The organism is Faecalibacillus sp. MSK20_93 (assembly GCF_020589945.1).
Classification (GTDB): Bacteria; Bacillota_I; Bacilli_A; order Erysipelotrichales; family Coprobacillaceae; genus Faecalibacillus; species Faecalibacillus intestinalis.
Genome location: NZ_JAJDKA010000059.1, coordinates 1 through 18655, shown reverse-complemented (window position 1 = coordinate 18655; position 18655 = coordinate 1). Strand labels below are relative to the sequence as shown.

The window sequence follows — 18655 nt, the reverse complement described above, 5'->3', positions numbered from 1 at the left end:
TGGACCACAATCATTAAAACCAGCCAAATTTGAACAATTGATGAAAGAATTAAAACCAATTGCTGATGCTGTTGGTAAAGAAATTTAAGGTGACTGAGATGGAAATGATCGTTAATTTAAAGGAACATAGTTATCCTATTTATATAGAAAAAAATATTTTAAAACATGCAAATGAAAAAATAAAAGAAGTCTTTAAAGGAAAGAAAATTATGATCATTTCCGATGATCAAGTTTATCCTTTATATGGCGATGATTTGACTTTAAATCTTGAAAAAGATTTTAAAGTCAATCATGTCGTTGTTCCTCATGGAGAAAAATCAAAACGTTTTGATATGTTACCAACACTTTATAAAGCATGTTTAGATTTTAAACTTACAAGAACGGATTTAATCATTGCTTTAGGTGGTGGTGTGATTGGTGATATGGCAGGATTTGTCGCAAGTAGTTATTTGAGAGGGGTAAAACTTGTCCAAATTCCTACTTCTTTACTTGCACAAGTGGATAGTTCTGTTGGTGGAAAGGTAGCGGTTGATTTACCTGAAGGGAAAAACCTGGTAGGAGCTTTCTATCATCCATCCATGGTTTTGATTGATCCATGTACATTAAAGACATTAGATCCACATTTTATCAGTGATGGCATGGGAGAAGTCATTAAATATGGATGTATTAAAGATAAAAAATTATTTGATCAATTAAATTCTTATCAAAATTTTGAAGAACTCTATGAATTTATTGATGAAATCATATATAATTGTGTCAACATCAAAAGAGAAGTTGTTGAAAAAGATCAATTTGATTTTGGTGATCGTTTATTACTTAACTTTGGTCATACCTATGCGCATGCCATAGAACAATATTATCACTATGAAAAATATTCTCATGGGGAAGCCGTAGGTATTGGAATGTATCAAATTACAAAACTTGCTGAAAGTCTAGATTTGACAAAAACAGGATCTTCCATGCAAATTAAAGAAATCTTACAAAAATACAATCTACCATATGAATGTCAAGTTGAAACAAAAAATCTTATTCAAGCTATTTCTTTAGATAAAAAGAATATTAATAATTCATTATCTGTTGTTTTATTAAAAGAAATAGGAGATAGTTATGTTTATCAAACAAATCAAGAATTTTTATTAAAAAAAGAAAGGGTATAAAATGAGTCAAATTAAGTTAATTCCTACAAAACTAAAAGGAAAAGTATCTGTTCCACCTTCAAAATCATTAGCACATCGTGCGATTATTGCAGCCAGTCTTGCTAAAGGTATTTCAAGAATTGATCATATTGAATATTCTCAAGATATCAAAGCAACAATTGGTGCGATGGAAGCACTTGGAACAATTATTGAACAACATGAAGATTATCTTATTATTAATGGTAATTACACATTTACTAAAAATAATACGATGCCAGGAGTCCAAATTGATTGTGAAGAATCAGGATCAACGCTTCGCTTCATGGTTCCTATTTCTCTTGCTAAAGAAAATAAAGTACGTTTTATAGGAAGAGGACAATTAGGGAAAAGACCATTAGATACCTATTATGAAATCTTTGAAAGACAAAATATTGGTTATTTATATCGTGAAAATGTTTTAGATTTAAATGTTGTGGGTGAATTAAAACCTGATTTATATCGTATTCCAGGTAATATTTCATCACAATTTATTACCGGTTTATTATTTGCTTTACCTTTATTATCATTTGATTCAATCATTGAAATTACAACACCACTTGAAAGTAAAGGATATATTGATTTAACATTACAAGTATTAAAACTTTATGGTATTGAAATTGTGAATCATGAATATAAACAATTTATTGTAAGAGGTAGACAAGAATATAAGGCAAGAGATTATCGTGTGGAATCTGATTTTTCTCAAGCTGCTTTCTATTTAGTAGCGGGTGCTTTAGGAAATGATGTTACATTATTAGATTTAAACTTAGATTCTTTACAAGGTGATAAAGCAACAATTGATTTTTTAAAACAAATGAATTGTGAAATCGTGGAAAATGATGAAGGAATTAAAGTGGTGAGTCATGGTTTAAAAGCAACAACTGTGGATGCGAGTCAATGCCCTGATGTTATTCCAGTTGTTTCTCTTGCATTAGCACTTGCAAGTGGACATAGTGAAGTCATCAATGCCGGACGTTTACGTATTAAAGAATGTGATCGTCTTCAAGCAACAGTTGAAGAATTGAATAAACTAAAAGCACATGCAGTTGAACATGAATCTTCTATGGAATTAGATGGTGTAGAAACTTTAACTGGTGGAAATGTATCAAGTCATGATGATCATCGTATGGCGATGATGCTAGCGATTGCTTCAACAGTGTGTAAGGAACCAGTCATTATTGATAATAAAGAATGTGTTAAAAAATCTTATCCAAGTTTTTGGGAAGATTTCGAGATGTTAGGAGGAAAAATCGATGGGGGCAACTTATAAAAATAATATAGAACTTACAATTTTTGGTGAATCCCATGGAAAAGCTATTGGTATTACCATTGGCAATCTTCCTAGCGGTATTCAAATTGATTTAGATGAAGTTTCGCGTGATATGAAAAGAAGAGCACCAGGACAAAATAAAATGTCGACAGCTAGAAAAGAAGCAGATCAAGTAGAAATTTTATCAGGGTTACAAGATGGCATTACCACAGGAGCACCTCTTACAGGAGTCATCTATAATAGTGATCAACATTCTAAAGATTATTCTTTACTTAAAACAAATATGCGACCAGGACATAGTGATTATCCAGCTTATATTAAATATAAAGGATTTAATGATGTCCGTGGGGGTGGTCATTTTTCTGGAAGAATTACAGCCCCAATCGTTTTTGCGGGAAATATTGCTAAACAGATTTTAAAACAAAAAGGAATTATTGTAGGAGCACATATTTTATCAATTGGAAAAATCAAAGATGAAAAGTTCCCTGTAAATGTAGATGATGAAATGCTTTTAAAATTAAGTGAAAAACAATATCCAACAATTAAAGAGGATGTTTTTGAAAAAATGGAAGAAACGATTTTAAAAGCAAAAGAAAATTTAGATAGTGTTGGTGGAAAAATTGAATGTGTTGCTTTACATGTTCCTGCTGGAGTAGGTGAACCTTTCTTTGATTCTTTAGAAAGTCATTTATCTTCATTGATGTTTTCAATTCCAGCCGTTAAAAGTGTTTCTTTTGGCGATGGAGAAAGTATTGATGAAATGTTAGGGAGTGAAGCCAATGATTGTTATTATTATGATGAAGAAGGAAATGTAAGAACTTCTACAAATCATAATGGTGGCATTACTGGTGGTATTACAAATGGTATGCCTGTAAGTTGTACGGTTACTTTTAAACCTACACCTTCGATTGCTAAAAAACAAAAGACGATTAATATTGAAACAAAAGAAAATGTAGAATTAGAAATAAAAGGAAGACATGATCCTTGTATTGTACAAAGAGCAGTTGTTGTTGTAGAAGCAATGATGGCTTTAGGAATACTTGATATGATGAGGGAATAAGTATGAAAGATTTAAAACAATGCCGAATTGAAATAGATGCAATTGATCAACAATTAATGGAACTTTTTGAAAAACGTATGGCTCTTTCAAAAAGTGTCGTTGAATATAAAATTGAAAATCATTTAGAAATTTTCCAACCTGAAAGAGAAAGAGAAGTTATTGAAAAGAACTTAAATCGTTTAAATAATGATCAATTAAAAGAATATGCAAGATGTTTTATTCAAGAAATGATGACAGTTTCTAAATCTTATCAATCAGATTTATTACCACTTGAATTAGATAAAAATATTAAAACAGACTTTAAAAAAGATCCTGTTGTAGGTTATCAAGGAATTGCAGGTGCTTTTTCACAAAGTGCTGTTGAAAATTTCTTTGGTGAAGGAACAAAGAATATTGGTTATAGAGACTTCGAAGATGTTTATGTGGCTTTAGAAAATGGTGAAATTGATTATGGTGTTTTACCAATTGAAAATAGTTTAACAGGTTCAATTAATGATAACTATGATTTAATTAGAAAATATGGTTTCTATATTGTAGGAGAAACTGCAGTTAATGTCAGTCAATGTTTAATGGCACTTCCAGGGACAAAGATTGAGGATATCAGACAAGTTTACTCACATCCACAAGGATTAGCACAATCAAGTGAATTTTTATATCAACATCGTTATATTGAACAAAGACCATTTCAAGATACAGCCATGGCTGCTAAATATGTAATGGATTCAAAAGATCCAACTAAAGCAGCCATTGCATCACCACTTGCATGTAAACTTTATGGTTTAGAAATGTTAAAAGAAAATGTACAAAATAAGAAAAACAATAGAACACGTTTTATGGTGATTTCTAAAGAACTTATTTGTCCAAAAGAAAGTGATAAAGTTTCTATTATCTTTACATTACCTCATCAAGTTGGAGCTTTAGATAACATGTTACAAACAATTAAACAAAGTCAAATTAATATGGATCGTATTGAATCAAGACCAATTGAAACACAATATTGGCAATATTATTTCTATATTGATTTTGAAGGAAATATGCATGAAGAAAGAATTCAACGTGCTATTAATAAAATGAAAGCAAATAGTACAACGTTAAAAGTATTGGGAAATTATAAAAGGGCGTAAGAATGAAAAATATTATATTAGTGGGAATCATGGGGTGTGGTAAAACAACCATCTCCAAATTATTATCAGAAAAATTAAAGATGCCAGTTATTGATATGGATAAATATATTGAAAAAAAATATCAATGTACAATACCTGATATGTTTGCCATCTCTGAGGAATATTTTAGGGACAGAGAAAGTGAAGCATGTTTAGATATGGCAAAGCTTGACGGCTATATTATTTCTACAGGTGGGGGAGTCATCAAAAGAAAAGAAAATAGAGACGTTTTAAAACAAGCGGGTACTGTTTTCTATATTGATCGACCGGTAGATAATATTGTAACAGATGTAGAAACAGCTCATCGACCATTATTAAAAGATGGACCAGAAAAACTTTATCAATTATTTGATGAAAGACATCAACTTTATTTAGATAGTTGCCACTATCATGTAAAAAATGATGGAACACTAACGGATATCGTTAATAAAATAGTAGAAGATATAGACTAAATCGTAAGGTTTAGTTTTTCTTTTTTTATTTAAAATAATGTAGCTTAAAAAGGTTTTAAATATTTTAAAAATATCAAAAGATATCGAGATATTACATCCATTAGCCAAGACGATGAGAGTCTTGGCTTTTTGTATTAAGATGTTTATTTTTTTAATTGATCTTTAACATAAGTTTTAAATAAAGTATAGAAAATAGATGTTAAAGGAATAAATAAAAACATTCCCATGATACCCATTAAATTTCCACCTATGATTACAGCTACAAAGACCCAAATAGAAGGAAGACCTACAGAATTTCCTACAACATGAGGATAAATAAAGTTACCTTCAATTTGTTGTAGAACTAAAAATAAAACAATAAATTCAATAGCTTGGATTGGATTTACAATACCAATCATAATAATTCCTATAAAACATCCAATAAATGCTCCAAAAACAGGAATCAATGCAGTTATCGCAATAACTACTCCCATCAACATAGCGTAAGGCATTTTTAAAATACCCATTGTAACAATAAACATACTTCCAAGAATACAAGCTTCTAAGCATTGACATGTAATAAAACTTGAAAAAGTATCACTTGATAACTGAATAATCTTACAAATCTTATCGGTTTTATTTTTTCCAATAAAAGCAATTGTTGTCTTTTTAAGTTGTTTAGATAATGTTTCTTTAGAAAAAAGAAGATAAATTGAAAAGACAAGACCAATAAAGAAAGTATATAAACTACTTAGTGTATTTGATAAAATAGAAAATCCAGAATGAAATAAACTTTGCCAATTATTTATAATTGTTTTATATAAAGCAGATAAGTCAAGATCTAAAGAAATAATAGAATCGATGATATTTTTAAAACTTCCATTCATTATATTTCTATTTTCTTTTAAGAAAATAAGTAGTTGATCATAAGCATTAGGTGCCAATTTAACAATTTCTTTAAGAGAATGGATTAGTTCGGGTCCAATGATAAAACAAATAAGTAATAAAAAACTAACAAATAAAATAAGAGTTAAAATAAATGAAATCATTCTTTTATTTCTTACATTTTTTAATAAACTTTTTTCTAATTGATTTGTAATAATGTTTAAAATAAAAGCAATACAAAAACCAACTATAAAAGGAATAATTAATTGCCAAAGATATTGAATAAAACTAAAAACAGACGATAAATTTAAAATAATAGCTAAGATAATACCTGCATAACTTATTAAATAAAAGTATTTTTTTAATTCATTGTCATTTGAAAACATAAAATCACCTCTTAAAAAGTATATATTTTTTATATGAACAGAAAATGAAAATTTGCATAAGTTTGAGATTGTCTTTATAATAAAAAAGTGGGTGACTATATAAATTTAAAAGGGAGGATTTTTTGTATGAAAAAAATCATTATAACAATAGGAAAGAATAGTCAGACAATTTTTTTATTGATTGTTTTAGTAATTGGTCTTGTGATTTTATTAAATACGATTGCTTTTTTTTATAAAAAACATAAAAATCCTCGCTTTTCTCAAAAAGAATTTTTAAATAATATTTTTTATAAAGATCAAAGTCAAGTATATGTCTTAGTTAGAAAGAAAGATTACAAAGTATTATTTTTTTCTTCTCACTTTGAAGAAGTATTTCATATTTTACCAAAACGTATACAAGTTGATATAGAAGTTTTAAAAGAAATTGTAGAAGATGCTACTTACCGACAATTTTTAAAAGAATATAAGCAATGGAATCAACAAGAACCTTTTAAATATTCTTTTAAAATGAAAGATGAAAATAAATGGTTTATTTTAACAATTACTGCAATAGAACATGGAAAATATCATCTATTTGCTTTTTATGACCATAGTGAAGATGTTTTAAAAGAATTAGATTATTTACAACAAATAGAAACAACTAAAAATGAAAGTGAATATAAAGCTTCATTTTTATCAAGAATGTCACATGAAATTAGAACGCCTATGAATGGAATTATTGGGATGCTGACATTAGCCAGACAATCAAAACAAGATGCTAAACAAGGAAGCTACTATTTACAACAAGCAGAAGATATTTCTAAGTATTTACTTTCACTCATCAATGAAGTCTTGGATATGTCAAGAATGGAAGCAGGAAAATTAGAATTAGAGAGTAAACCATTTAATATTTATCATTTAAAAGTACAATTAAATAATATTTTTAAAGAAACAATTGAAAAGAAAAATGTTTTATTTAAAATCGATTATTTTGATTTTGATGTAAAATATTTTATGGGGGATGAATTACGTATTATGCAAATACTTGTTAATCTATTATCCAATGCTAGTAAGTTTACTGATAATGGTGAAATTACAGTAACATTTAGACAAATGTATAAAGAAGATAAGGTTGCAAATATTATGATGCGTGTTCATGATACAGGTAAAGGAATGTCAAGAGAGTTTTTAAGTCATATATTCAGACCGTTTGAACAAGAAGGAGTTGAAATTTCTAAAAAGTATGGTGGTAGTGGACTTGGAATGGCTATTACAGATCAGCTTGTTAAATTGATGGGTGGAGAAATAGTTGTTGATAGTCTTGAGGGTAAAGGAACCGATTTTACAGTCTTTTTAAATTTACCAGTTGCTCCAAGTCAAGAATATGAAGATGAAAAAGAAGTTGTTGTTGAACAATTTAGTTTTGAGAAAAAGCGTATATTGCTTGCTGAAGATAATGAAATTAATGCAGAGATTTGTATGAGTGTATTAAATTCTAAAGGAGCGTTTATCGATCGTGTAGAAAATGGACAAGAAGCAGTTGATACATTTAAGAAGCATGCTAAAAATTATTATGATTTGATTTTAATGGATATACAAATGCCGCAAATGGATGGCTATGAAGCAACGCAAATTATAAGAACGATGGAATCGGGTAAAGCAATTCCTATCTTTGCTTTATCTGCTGATGCATATGTAGAAAATAAACGCTATTCTAAAGAGATGGGAATGGATGGACATTTTTCAAAGCCTATTGATTTTGATGTAATGGAAAAAGAATTAAGTGAATATTTTTCAAGGAGAGATGCATAATGAAAAAGACATTTAAATTATCAGTACCGTATTTAGGAAAAGCTGTGGTTGTGACGGTTGTTTCTTTTTCATGTGCGATTTCTGCTTATCAACTTTACCAAAACAGTTCAATCTTCTCACCACAATCACAAGCTTTAGATTTGAAAAATAATCAAGTTGTTTTTTCAAATCAAAATCAACAAACAAACACAAATCAAAATCAAGATGAAAGTCAATATCTTAATGAAAATCAACAAGCATTAGATAAAATTTCACAAACAAATTTTAATAATTCTCCTTATTTATTTAAAAATCAAGGAAGAGTGGATCCAACAAAAATTTATGGACAAACAGGTATGGGGACAAATGGTGGCAATACGATAGGTGTTAATCCAAATGGAACAACAAATAATGGAAATGTAACTGTTGTCATTCCCGGAACAGGAATGCCTATTGCTACAGGAGATGCAAGTTCAGGCATCGCTAATGATGAAGTAAATAAAAACACAAATCATGAAACAACACCGATTGTTGATCCAAATCCAGAACCAACGCTACCAGATTTATCGAATAATGAGATTTATAAAGATGCCATTTCTTTGCCAAATACAGGAATTGAACAAAAAGAAAATGCAAAATACAATATTCATTTTATGGCTGCAGAAGATTTATATCTTGACAATCTTACAATGCTCTATGATGGTTGTGTGATCACTCCATGGAAATTACTTTGTAATATGGTTGTGATGGTTTCAGAAAGGAAAGAGGGGGATAGCTATCCAACACTTTATAGAATAGAAAATTATAATGATAATTTTAAAATAGGTTCTTATCCTCAATATGCAACAGAAAACTTTAAAGTATCATTTTATTTTAGACTAAATGGATCAAGTCCATGGCAAGAATATATTTATGAATTTAAAGTTGATTATCAGGCACGTATTTCCTTACAAGACTATAATCAACAAGAAATAAAATATTTTTATTTAAAGAAAGATGAAACAGAAGATTTACGAAAATATTACAATTTAATAATTCCAACATATCAAGATTCTACACAAATGTTTATTGGCTGGAAAGAGGAAGATGGTAGTGTTATTGAAGATCAATCTTACTACACAATCACTCAAAAAGGAAGAATTACACTTGTTCCTCAAGAAATGGTAGATTTACCAGAGGAATATATTGTTCAATTACAAGATAAAACGATTTTTTCACCAATATTTGCGACAATTTATGAATATGCTTTTACCAATTATGTTGGAGATTTAAATGCTGATATTCATGTACCAGATGGTATAAAAAAAGTAGAATTAAATGATATTTTTGGAAAAGAATTTAATGGTGATTTTTATATTTCAGAGATCGTTGATGATATTTCTTTTGGTTATGGCTGGACAGGACCTGATTTATATGGAAAGTATGTCGTTGATGAAAATAATCCTAATTTTAGTTCAAATGAAGATGGATTATTAATGGATAAATCTCAAACAGTGATTCTTCAAACACCAATAGCTGATGCTATTTATATTCCTGAAGGAGTTACATCAATTAGTAGTTCTATTTCGTGGTATGTTCATGATATTTATTTTGAAGGTAAGTGTTTGATAGATAGCCATTCTTTTTCTAATATTCCTACAGATTCAACAGTTCACGTACCTGATCAATATTATTTAGACTATTTTAAAAAGAGTTATGGAAGTTTTGTAACAAGTATAGTTAATGAAAATAATGAATCTTATGATTATACAGTAAGTAATAATTTGGTTTTTAGTGATGATGAAAAGATACTAGTAAGTACTTTAGATAGTGCAAGTGGGACAATTGTTATTCCTGAAACAGTAGAAAAAATAGCTGATCAAGCTTTTAGTGGAAATAGTGATATTACACAGATTATTTTAACAGGAGGAAATATTGAATTAGGTCATCAAATTTTTAAAGACAGTGGTGTTGAAGATGTGATGATTTTAACTCAAAATATGCCAAGTGTTTATAAAGATACTTTTAGTGATAGTGATAATCTTAAAGGAATTAGTATTGCTAGAAATTATTATCATTTGTATGAATCTAAATGGAGTGATTTATTAGAACCAACAGAGTTTGCTTTATTGAATGAAACCGATTCATCATTAAATGTAAAAGATGGTTTTGAATATTTAGAAATGTATTATCGAGATCGTGCACATGCAACCATTTTATTAAATGCGCCAAGTGATTTGGTTTATTTTGATGAAGATAGTATTCCAGGAGTAATAATTACTGAAATTGGTAAAAATGCTTTTTCAAATTGTAAACAATTGAAATCTGTAAAATTATCTAAACAAGTGGTACAAATTGATAGCTATGCTTTTTATGGTTGTGATGACTTAGAAGGCATTTTCTCAGCTAATACAGATACGATTACAATTCAAGAAAATGCTTTGGAAATAACGGATGGATCCTTTCCTAATCTTCGTTATATTGCCTTAAATGCTAAAAATGCAAATTTTGAAAATTATTATTTACCATCAACGAATCAAAAAATGTTTGTTCCTTATGATGGCGATGGATATTATGGTGGTAATACATATAGTAGTAGTTATTTTTTAGATGAATCTTATGGTGGAGCTATCTTATATGGTTATGCTAGAGGATCAGATCAAGATGGAAATACAATTACAGTGGATAATGAATTTTATTTAATTAGTGCAACAACAGATATTAGTGGAGCTGTTGCTACGAAAGAAGGTACCTTTGAGATTTGTATGAATGCTTTCGAGAGCGTTCCTATTACATCGATTCAATTAAATATGACAGATGATATGTATTGGATTGATGATTATGCTTTTTATGAAACAAAATTAGAAGGTGAACTTACTTTGCCAGATGGCTTAGGTCCAATAGGAATGGCTGCATTTAGTGGTACGAGTCTTACAAAAGTGACATTTCCAAAAGTTTATGGGAATAATGCAGAGTATCCAGCACGGCTTTGGACAAATAATTTTGGAAGTACTCTAAAGGAAATTGTTTTCCAAAATGCTACACCTATCTTACTTTATTATTATGGTGATGGAAATGGTTTTGAATTTGGTCAAGATTTAGCAGATGATTTTCATGTTACACTTTCAGGTGATGCGACAGGTTTAGAACAAACATACATAGATAATTGGAAATATAGTTTTGCAGGATATGAAATATCAGATGCTCAAATTCATGAAAATGAAATTAAAGAAGCAGAAAAGAAGGTTGCAGCATTATTAAATTATGTGGTACCTGAAATAAACGAAAATCAAAATTTAGATAATCAAATAGAAGAGCCTAATACTCAAACAAGAGATGATCAACAAGAAATACAGACAGAGAATAATCAGGAACAAGATGATTCAAATAACAATCAACAAGAAGCTTTAGAAAACGAGGGAGAAGAAAATGATAATTGAGCAATCACAACATATTATTGATGAAATATCAAAAGTATTCATTGGTAAGGATGAAATCATTAAAAAAGTATTAATGACAATTTATGCTGGAGGACATATTTTATTAAATGATACTCCTGGTACGGGGAAAACAACATTGGCGTTAGCTTTTTCTAAAGCTTTAGGTTTGGATTATAAAAGAATTCAGTTTACAACAGATACCTTACCTTCTGATATTGTTGGTTTTACAATGTTAAATAATGAAACTCAAAAATTTGAATTTAGACCAGGGGCTGTTTTTAGTAATTTACTTTTAGCAGATGAAATTAACCGTACATCACCAAAAACACAAGCTGCTTTATTAGAAGCTATGGAAGAACATAATGTGACAGTTGATGGTGTTACTTATGATTTACCTCATCCATTTATTTCAATAGCGACACAAAACCCAATTGGTTCAGCAGGGACACAACCTTTACCAGAATCTCAATTAGACCGTTTTATGGTATGTTTATCGATTGGATATCCTGATTTAGATAAACAAATTGAGATTATTAAATCGCGTCGATATGATAATCCAATTGATAAAATTAAAGTAGTTGCTTCAAAAGAAAATGTTATAGAAGTACAAAACTATTTATCATCTGTACGTATCAGTGATGATGTTTTAAAATATATTGTCTTATTATGTGAAAAAACAAGAGAAATGCCCCTTGTTGAATTAGGTGTTTCTCCTCGTGGGGTTTTAGCACTTGTACAAATGGCTAAAGCACATGCCGTATTAGAAGATCGTATCTATGTTATTCCAGAAGATGTACAAGATGTTTTTTTAGATGTTTGTGCACATCGTTTGATTTTACGTCCACAAGCAAGGGTAGAAGGATTAGATGCCAGAGATATTTTAAAAGAAATTTTAGTGGAAGTGAAACCACCATTGGCTGATTAGATTATGAAAAATAAATATTTTGTTTATGCAGTTATCAATATTCTCATTTTTATTGCATATATTTATTCGACTTATTTCTACTTTTTAGTTATTTGGGCAATAAGTATTTTATTTCCTCTTATGCTTTTCATTTTGTTGAAATTAGAAGCACGTTATATTCAACTTGATCTTCATGGACAAAAACAAGGAGAAGTAGGAAAACGTTTATCTTTTGTATCTGAAATAACAAGTCAATATAGATTACTTGTTTCTGGAAGAATAGAGTATGATTTTGTTTATGAAAACAATACGTTACAAAGTCAAATTAGAAAAAGAATATTTATTCCTTTAGGAATGAAATATTCGAAGAAAGAACATCAATATACAGCAACATATTGTGGAGAAGTAACATTTTCTTATGAAAATATTTATTTATATGATGTATTTGGTTTTTGTCGTGTCTCTTTTCCACAAGATAAAAAACATCATGTTGTGATTTATCCTCATAAGATTTCTATGGAACTGCTTTATAATGAACTTTCAAAACCTTATGAAAATGGTCTTTTACAATATCAATATAAAAAAGGTCCTGATATGTCTGAAATCTTTGATTTAAAACAATATTATCAAGGAGATGATATTCGTCATGTTCATTGGAAATTAACAGCTAAAACTAGACAGATGCTTCTTAAAGAAGGGACACACAATAGTAGTTTTGAAACAGTTTTATTAGTTGATATTGGTTTAAATGATCAAAATGAAGAAGTTGATAAAAAGGTTTTATCAAAAGCATTATCTTTTGCAATGAGTATGTCAGAAGAATTATTACTTAAAAATATAGGTCATTATGTAGCACTTTATGATCATGGAAGTTTTTATTGGTTAGAAATGAATAATGTTCAAGATTACTATACGACATTAGAACAATGGTTTTATAAAGGTGTTTCTTTACAAAACGGAGATGCATTACATCTTTTTATGAGTGAACAGTTAGATTTGATTTTTACAAAAATGATTTATGTTACAGCAGGAAATTTCAATGAAGAAATTTCAAAATTAAATGATTTTTTAAGTGTTAGTGCAATCACTGTAAAAGATCATCTTGAAAAAGTACAAACAACAAAACATCATCAAAATCAATTATATGAATTACCTGTTGACTTAATTGATGAAAATACATATCGTTTTGAAATATAAGGAGGTCAAAAATGGAAAAAAATAAAATTATTTCTTTAAGTACGACCCTCCTTTATTCATTTGTATTAGTGATTAGTTTTTTGTGCTTTTATCATAGTATCGTAGAAAGTTCATGGTTGTTAGAAATTATTGTCAGTTTATTTGTTTTAATAGGAGTAAATCTTTTATCTTATAAAACAAAAGAGATTATTTTTCCTATAGTGATGACTTTTATTATTGGGATTATTTATTCATTTCAAAGTTTTTATTATGGCTTTTTGGGAATTATAAATTATTGTATTCAATGGTATAATGTTCAATTTGATGATGCTAGAAATCTGATGATGACTAAAGCTATTACAACAAGTCATATACAAGCTTTTAGTTTGGTTGTTATTCTATTTATTACTTATTTTATTTATCGTTCGATAAAAAAAGAAAAAATGATGGGTATTATTCTTATCTTTTCCATTGTTTTTGCCTTTACTTTATGGATTGATCGTTTTTCTTTTATTGGGGGATCACTTTGTATAATCACTCTTTTGATGATTTGTATGTATTACCAAAATAAAGTGATCAATTCAAAAACAGTTCAATGGCTTGTGATTATTTCAATTATTTTTGTGGCTGTAGCGTTACCTGTTTATCAAGATAATTTATCTTTACAACAAATAAAAAAAGAAGTCTTACAACAAGTAGAAGATCTTCGTTATGGTAAAGATAATCTTCCACAAGGTAATTTAAAGCAAGCATCTATAATTCATGAAAATGAAGAAGAACGTCTACAATTAGCTGTTTCACAAAGAAAGAATTTGTATTTAAAGGGGTTTGTAGGGAGTACTTTACAAAATAATCAATGGCAAGATTTAAAAAGAGCAAGTTATAATGGAAAACATGAAGGAATGTTGAAATGGTTAGAAAACAAGAATTTTTCTTCATCTTATCAATATAGTCTTTATGAAAAATTATCTCAATTAGATGATACATCTCAAAAAGTAGAAATTAATAATACAGGAGCTAATAAAAAATATCTCTATACACCTTATTCTGTTTCTAAAAAAGATGTTTCATCATCATTGATTCAAAAAGATCTTAATTTAAAGTCAAATGCTCTCTTTGGAACAAAGAATTATAGTTATACAGAAACATCTTCTGTCTCACCAAGTGAATTGATGACAGGAAGTGACTGGCTTAACCAACCAAATAAATCTCAAAAGAAATATTTAGATACAGAAGCTGTTTATCGACAATTTGTTTATGAAAATTATCAGACAGTTGATCAGGGATTAGAAAAAACGATTGCTCATTTATTTGATCAAGATGAATTTGAAAATACAGGTATTTATTCAATTTCACAACATATTAGAGATACACTTACTAAATATATGAAATATGATGAAAAAACAAATACTCAAAGTGAAAATGTTCTTGAAGATTTTTTAAATCAAAAGATTTCAGGAAATGATGTTTTATTTGCTTCAGCAGCAGTAGAAGCTTTTCGCCATTATAATATTCCAGCAAGATATGTTGAAGGATATTTATTAAAAAGTGACGCTATTGATGAAGAAGGGAATGCTACTCTTACATCAAAAGATGGTCATGCTTGGGTAGAAGTTTATTTTGATGGTATGGGATGGTTGCCTATTGATGTAACACCGGGATATTATTATGATGTTTATACACTAATGAATATGGTTGCTACTCCACAAGGAGATAATAGTCAAGTAAATATTGAAAAGGGACATAAGGATTCTCAAGGTGTTAATGATGGTCAAAATGGTGGGATGATTTATAACATTGTTAGTGGTATTGAAAGTATGGAATCACTTGTAATGGGTGTTTTTACAATTGGATGTGTTGTTTTATTTATTGTTTGGATCTACTTAGAAATTAGAAGATTATTCTTAAATATTGGAATTAAACATGCTTATCAACGAGCTTCGGTTACTCGAAAAGTGAAGTATTTATATGGATTGATGGAGATGTATTTAAAATCTTATGGAATTGATTATCGTTTAGGTTTAGATTCTTTAAAAGTGGATGATACTTTAGAAAAGATGGGAATCATTTATGAAGGAGAATTTTTAAGAGTTTGTGAGTTATTTGAAAAGAGTTTTTATGGTGAAATAGAGTTAGAAGAATTTGAACTTAATATTATTACTCACTTTATTAGTTTATTATATCAAAATCAAAAGGGATTAAAGTGGTATAATAAATTAAGTAGAAGATATGCGATTTTATCTGGGAAAAATATTTATTTAAAATTAATAAGGTGTAATGAGGGTGATTAGGATGGATAAAAATGGGAAAATACTGATTGTTGATGATTCAAAATTTAATCGTGAAATATTATCAGAAATATTAAATCAATATACAGTTATAGAAGCAAAAAATGGCTATGAAGCATTAGAGTATATGAAAGCTGATAAGAATATTGCGCTTGTTTTATTAGATCTTGTTATGCCTGAAATGGATGGTTTTGAGGTTTTAAAATATATGAATCAAAATCATTTAATTGATGAAATAGCAGTGATGATTATTTCTATCGATAAAGATGATCAAAGTATTGAAAAAGCCTATGAATTAGGGGTATCAGGTTATATTACAAGACCGTTTTCATCTGCTGTTGTCTTAAAAAAAGTTAATAATATTATTTCTCATTATAAAAGACAAAAAAAACTTACAACCATCATTAATAAACAAATCTATGAAAAATATAAAAATAACGATATGATGATTATGATCTTAAGTCATATCGTTGAATCACGTAATGGAGAAAGTGGTTTACATGTATTACACATTAAAAAACTTACAAAATTGTTATTAAATATTTTAGTTAAGAAAACAAATCAATATTCCTTAACTTTAGATGATATGATTTCAATTGAAGTGGCTTCTTCTTTACATGATATAGGAAAGATTGCTATTCCAGAAGAAATCTTAAATAAACCATCATCCCTTACTAAAGAAGAGATGGAAGTTATGAAATCACATGTTATCATCGGTGCAAAGATGTTAAATAGTTTACCATTTTATAATGATGAACCAATTGTAAAATATGGTTATCAAATATGTCGATGGCATCATGAAAGATATGATGGAAATGGTTATCCAGATGGTTTAAAAGGAGAAGAAATTCCTATTGCGGCACAAGTTGTTTCAATTGTTGATGCATATGATGCTTTAACAAGTAAACGTGTTTATAAAGAGGCTTATAGTCATGAAGAAGCTTTAAAAATGATTCAAAAAGGCAAATGTGGTGTTTTTAATCCTTTACTTATAGAATGTTTAATGGATATTGAATCATACATTCAAAATGATTTAAAAATTAATGAATTTTATGAAGATAATGAATATTTTGAAGAACGTACACAAGAACATTTAAAAGATGAAGGTCTTAATTTATCTAATTTACTTTATCAAGATTTATATTTTGAAAAATCAAAATATAAATTTTACAGTGAATTATCTAATAATATTCAATTTGAATATTCAGTTGTACCACCATTACTTACATTATCTAAAAAAGATGCATTATTATTAAATATAGAACCTAAAATTATAGATCCATTAAGTAATGAAAAAGTTACAAAACTATTTATTAATAATGATTTTAATGTATTCATACAACAAGCTATTGATTTAGAAAAAGAAAAAGATAAGTTTTCGATGAATACAAAACTTAAAATCAATAATACAATTAAAGATGTTAAAATAACTGTACAAGTTATTTATGATGGTGAAGAAGCTTTAGGGGTATTAGGAGATATAGAAATATTATAGGAGAGTTGTTTATGGAGTTAGAAGAATTTTACAAACAAGTTGGTGGGAACTTTGAAGATGTTAAAAGAAGATTACTTAATGAAGAATTTATTAGAAAATTTGTATTGAAATTTAAAGATGATGAAACATTTGATAATCTTATTGATGCTTTTAATAAAGCTGATTATAAAGAAGCCTTCCGTTTTATTCATACCTTGAAAGGAACAAGTGTTAATTTGGGATTTGATGATTTATATCAAGCAAGTTGTAATTTAACAGAATGTTTAAGAAAAAAAGAAAACTTAAATGATGAAGAACTTGAAGAAGCAGGTAAACTTCTACAAATAGTTAAAGATAACTATCAAAAAATAATAGAATTGATTGTTCAATTATAAAAATATGTGAAAAAAGGTCGAATTTAAGGGGAATTTGTTGCAAATTCCCTTTAAAAATATTATTCTACATTTGTAAAGAAAAGAAAAAGGCAAAGCTGTTGAAAAACAGTGACGCAAAGCCCTAGGGTCTAAAGTACGTAAGTGCTATGATCGCCGGTTGCCCTAACCTATTAAGATATATTTTCGTGTATCTATAAGTTATAGCAACCACCAAGATAATAGGTGGTTTTTAACTTTCTAGGATTTCTTTAAATATCAAGACAAGGGAGAAAAAAAAAGAAATGATGAAAGATTTATTAAAAAAATTACAAAAAAAATCTAACAAAAAAGGTTTCACATTAGTTGAAATCATCGTAGTATTAGTAATCTTAGCTATCTTAGCTGCAATTGCTGTACCATCAGTATTAGGATATGTAAACGAAGCTAAAGATGAAAGATACATTCAAGAAGCTAGATCAATCTATGTAGTAATCCAAACTGAAGAAGCAAAAGCTGAAGCATTAGGAGAAGCTGCAGATTATTCTGCTGAAGGTATTTGTAAAAAAGCAAAAGATATGACTAAATTACCAGAAGTAAAATCTATTTCAAAATCAGGTGATGTCTATACAATTAAATGGACTAGTGATGATGGTAAAGCTAAAGAAGCTACATTAACTAAAAACAAAGATGTTAAAGTTAAAAATCAAGAATAGTTTTACTTCTAAAAAAAACCACTGCATATAATGTAGTGGCTTTTTACATAAGTATTCGAGGTGATTTAAATGATTAAAAGATTTAATAAAAAAGGATTTACATTAGTAGAAATAATGTGGACCCCATGTCAAGGACAATAAATAAAAAAGTACTTAAATTTGAATAA

The 18655-nt window shown here is 28.4% G+C and carries 14 protein-coding genes and 1 riboswitch; of the genes, 13 read left to right on the top strand and 1 reads right to left on the bottom strand.

Going from position 1 to position 18655, the window contains the following annotated elements; all coding sequences use genetic code 11:
• The first annotated feature begins 98 nt into the window (after positions 1-98).
• Genes aroB through LJD34_RS13410 form a run of 5 tightly spaced genes read left to right on the top strand, consistent with a single transcriptional unit; the run spans position 99 to position 5120 of the window.
• Positions 99-1157 (top strand): 3-dehydroquinate synthase, encoded by a 1059-nt coding sequence (gene aroB, locus LJD34_RS13430; protein WP_032091674.1) that lies wholly within the window; start codon positions 99-101, stop codon positions 1155-1157.
• 1 nt (position 1158) lies between these two features.
• Positions 1159-2445, top strand: a complete 1287-nt coding sequence (gene aroA / locus LJD34_RS13425; RefSeq protein WP_147580770.1) for a 3-phosphoshikimate 1-carboxyvinyltransferase — start codon at positions 1159-1161, stop codon at positions 2443-2445.
• The gene (gene aroC, locus LJD34_RS13420; RefSeq protein ID WP_175301979.1) at positions 2429-3505 is read left to right on the top strand and encodes a chorismate synthase; all 1077 of its coding nucleotides are present in this window, start codon (positions 2429-2431) and stop codon (positions 3503-3505) included. The genes aroA and aroC overlap by 17 nt, the downstream gene beginning before the upstream one ends.
• 2 nt (positions 3506-3507) lie before the next feature.
• On the top strand, positions 3508-4629 hold the full coding sequence (pheA, locus tag LJD34_RS13415; protein ID WP_227360140.1) for a prephenate dehydratase: 1122 nt from the start codon (positions 3508-3510) through the stop codon (positions 4627-4629).
• Between the two features lie 2 nt (positions 4630-4631).
• Positions 4632-5120: a shikimate kinase gene (locus tag LJD34_RS13410; protein WP_119362921.1), complete on the top strand. Its 489-nt coding sequence runs from the start codon at positions 4632-4634 to the stop codon at positions 5118-5120.
• Between the two features lie 143 nt (positions 5121-5263).
• On the opposite strand, the gene LJD34_RS13405 is transcribed toward LJD34_RS13410, so the two are convergent.
• The gene (locus LJD34_RS13405) at positions 5264-6370 is read right to left on the bottom strand and encodes an AI-2E family transporter (protein WP_227360139.1); all 1107 of its coding nucleotides are present in this window, start codon (positions 6368-6370) and stop codon (positions 5264-5266) included.
• A 126-nt stretch (positions 6371-6496) separates the two neighbouring features.
• On the opposite strand from LJD34_RS13405, the gene LJD34_RS13400 reads away from it, so the two are divergent.
• The 8 genes from LJD34_RS13400 (at position 6497) to LJD34_RS13365 (ending at position 18488) form a co-directional block, all read left to right on the top strand.
• On the top strand, positions 6497-8161 hold the full coding sequence (locus LJD34_RS13400; RefSeq protein ID WP_227360138.1) for an ATP-binding protein: 1665 nt from the start codon (positions 6497-6499) through the stop codon (positions 8159-8161).
• A complete protein-coding gene (locus LJD34_RS13395) occupies positions 8161-11559 on the top strand; it encodes a leucine-rich repeat protein (protein ID WP_227360137.1) in 3399 nt (1132 codons plus the stop codon). Before LJD34_RS13400 ends, LJD34_RS13395 begins: the two co-directional genes overlap by 1 nt.
• Positions 11549-12484 (top strand): AAA family ATPase, encoded by a 936-nt coding sequence (locus LJD34_RS13390; RefSeq protein WP_227360136.1) that lies wholly within the window; start codon positions 11549-11551, stop codon positions 12482-12484. Before LJD34_RS13395 ends, LJD34_RS13390 begins: the two co-directional genes overlap by 11 nt.
• A 3-nt stretch (positions 12485-12487) precedes the next feature.
• A complete protein-coding gene (locus tag LJD34_RS13385; RefSeq protein ID WP_227360135.1) occupies positions 12488-13660 on the top strand; it encodes a DUF58 domain-containing protein in 1173 nt (390 codons plus the stop codon).
• 11 nt (positions 13661-13671) lie between these two features.
• Entirely contained in the window at positions 13672-15930 is a 2259-nt protein-coding gene (locus LJD34_RS13380) for a transglutaminase domain-containing protein (protein WP_227360134.1), read from the top strand.
• Position 15931: 1 nt separating this feature from the next.
• Positions 15932-17422, top strand: a complete 1491-nt coding sequence (locus LJD34_RS13375) for an HD domain-containing phosphohydrolase (RefSeq protein WP_227360133.1) — start codon at positions 15932-15934, stop codon at positions 17420-17422.
• Positions 17423-17433: 11 nt separating this feature from the next.
• Positions 17434-17796, top strand: a complete 363-nt coding sequence (locus LJD34_RS13370; RefSeq protein ID WP_227360132.1) for an Hpt domain-containing protein — start codon at positions 17434-17436, stop codon at positions 17794-17796.
• 78 nt (positions 17797-17874) lie between these two features.
• Positions 17875-17961: riboswitch (cyclic di-GMP riboswitch) on the top strand.
• Positions 17962-18077: 116 nt separating this feature from the next.
• A complete protein-coding gene (locus tag LJD34_RS13365) occupies positions 18078-18488 on the top strand; it encodes a prepilin-type N-terminal cleavage/methylation domain-containing protein (protein ID WP_227360131.1) in 411 nt (136 codons plus the stop codon).
• Positions 18489-18655 lie beyond the last annotated feature (167 nt).

Coding starts and splice junctions, on each gene's coding strand:
- aroB (WP_032091674.1), top strand. CDS start 99: ATGGAAATGATCGTTAATTTAAAGGAACATAGTTATCCTATTTATATA.
- aroA (WP_147580770.1), top strand. CDS start 1,159: ATGAGTCAAATTAAGTTAATTCCTACAAAACTAAAAGGAAAAGTATCT.
- aroC (WP_175301979.1), top strand. CDS start 2,429: ATGGGGGCAACTTATAAAAATAATATAGAACTTACAATTTTTGGTGAA.
- pheA (WP_227360140.1), top strand. CDS start 3,508: ATGAAAGATTTAAAACAATGCCGAATTGAAATAGATGCAATTGATCAA.
- LJD34_RS13410 (WP_119362921.1), top strand. CDS start 4,632: ATGAAAAATATTATATTAGTGGGAATCATGGGGTGTGGTAAAACAACC.
- LJD34_RS13405 (WP_227360139.1), bottom strand. CDS start 6,370: ATGTTTTCAAATGACAATGAATTAAAAAAATACTTTTATTTAATAAGT.
- LJD34_RS13400 (WP_227360138.1), top strand. CDS start 6,497: ATGAAAAAAATCATTATAACAATAGGAAAGAATAGTCAGACAATTTTT.
- LJD34_RS13395 (WP_227360137.1), top strand. CDS start 8,161: ATGAAAAAGACATTTAAATTATCAGTACCGTATTTAGGAAAAGCTGTG.
- LJD34_RS13390 (WP_227360136.1), top strand. CDS start 11,549: ATGATAATTGAGCAATCACAACATATTATTGATGAAATATCAAAAGTA.
- LJD34_RS13385 (WP_227360135.1), top strand. CDS start 12,488: ATGAAAAATAAATATTTTGTTTATGCAGTTATCAATATTCTCATTTTT.
- LJD34_RS13380 (WP_227360134.1), top strand. CDS start 13,672: ATGGAAAAAAATAAAATTATTTCTTTAAGTACGACCCTCCTTTATTCA.
- LJD34_RS13375 (WP_227360133.1), top strand. CDS start 15,932: ATGGATAAAAATGGGAAAATACTGATTGTTGATGATTCAAAATTTAAT.
- LJD34_RS13370 (WP_227360132.1), top strand. CDS start 17,434: ATGGAGTTAGAAGAATTTTACAAACAAGTTGGTGGGAACTTTGAAGAT.
- LJD34_RS13365 (WP_227360131.1), top strand. CDS start 18,078: ATGATGAAAGATTTATTAAAAAAATTACAAAAAAAATCTAACAAAAAA.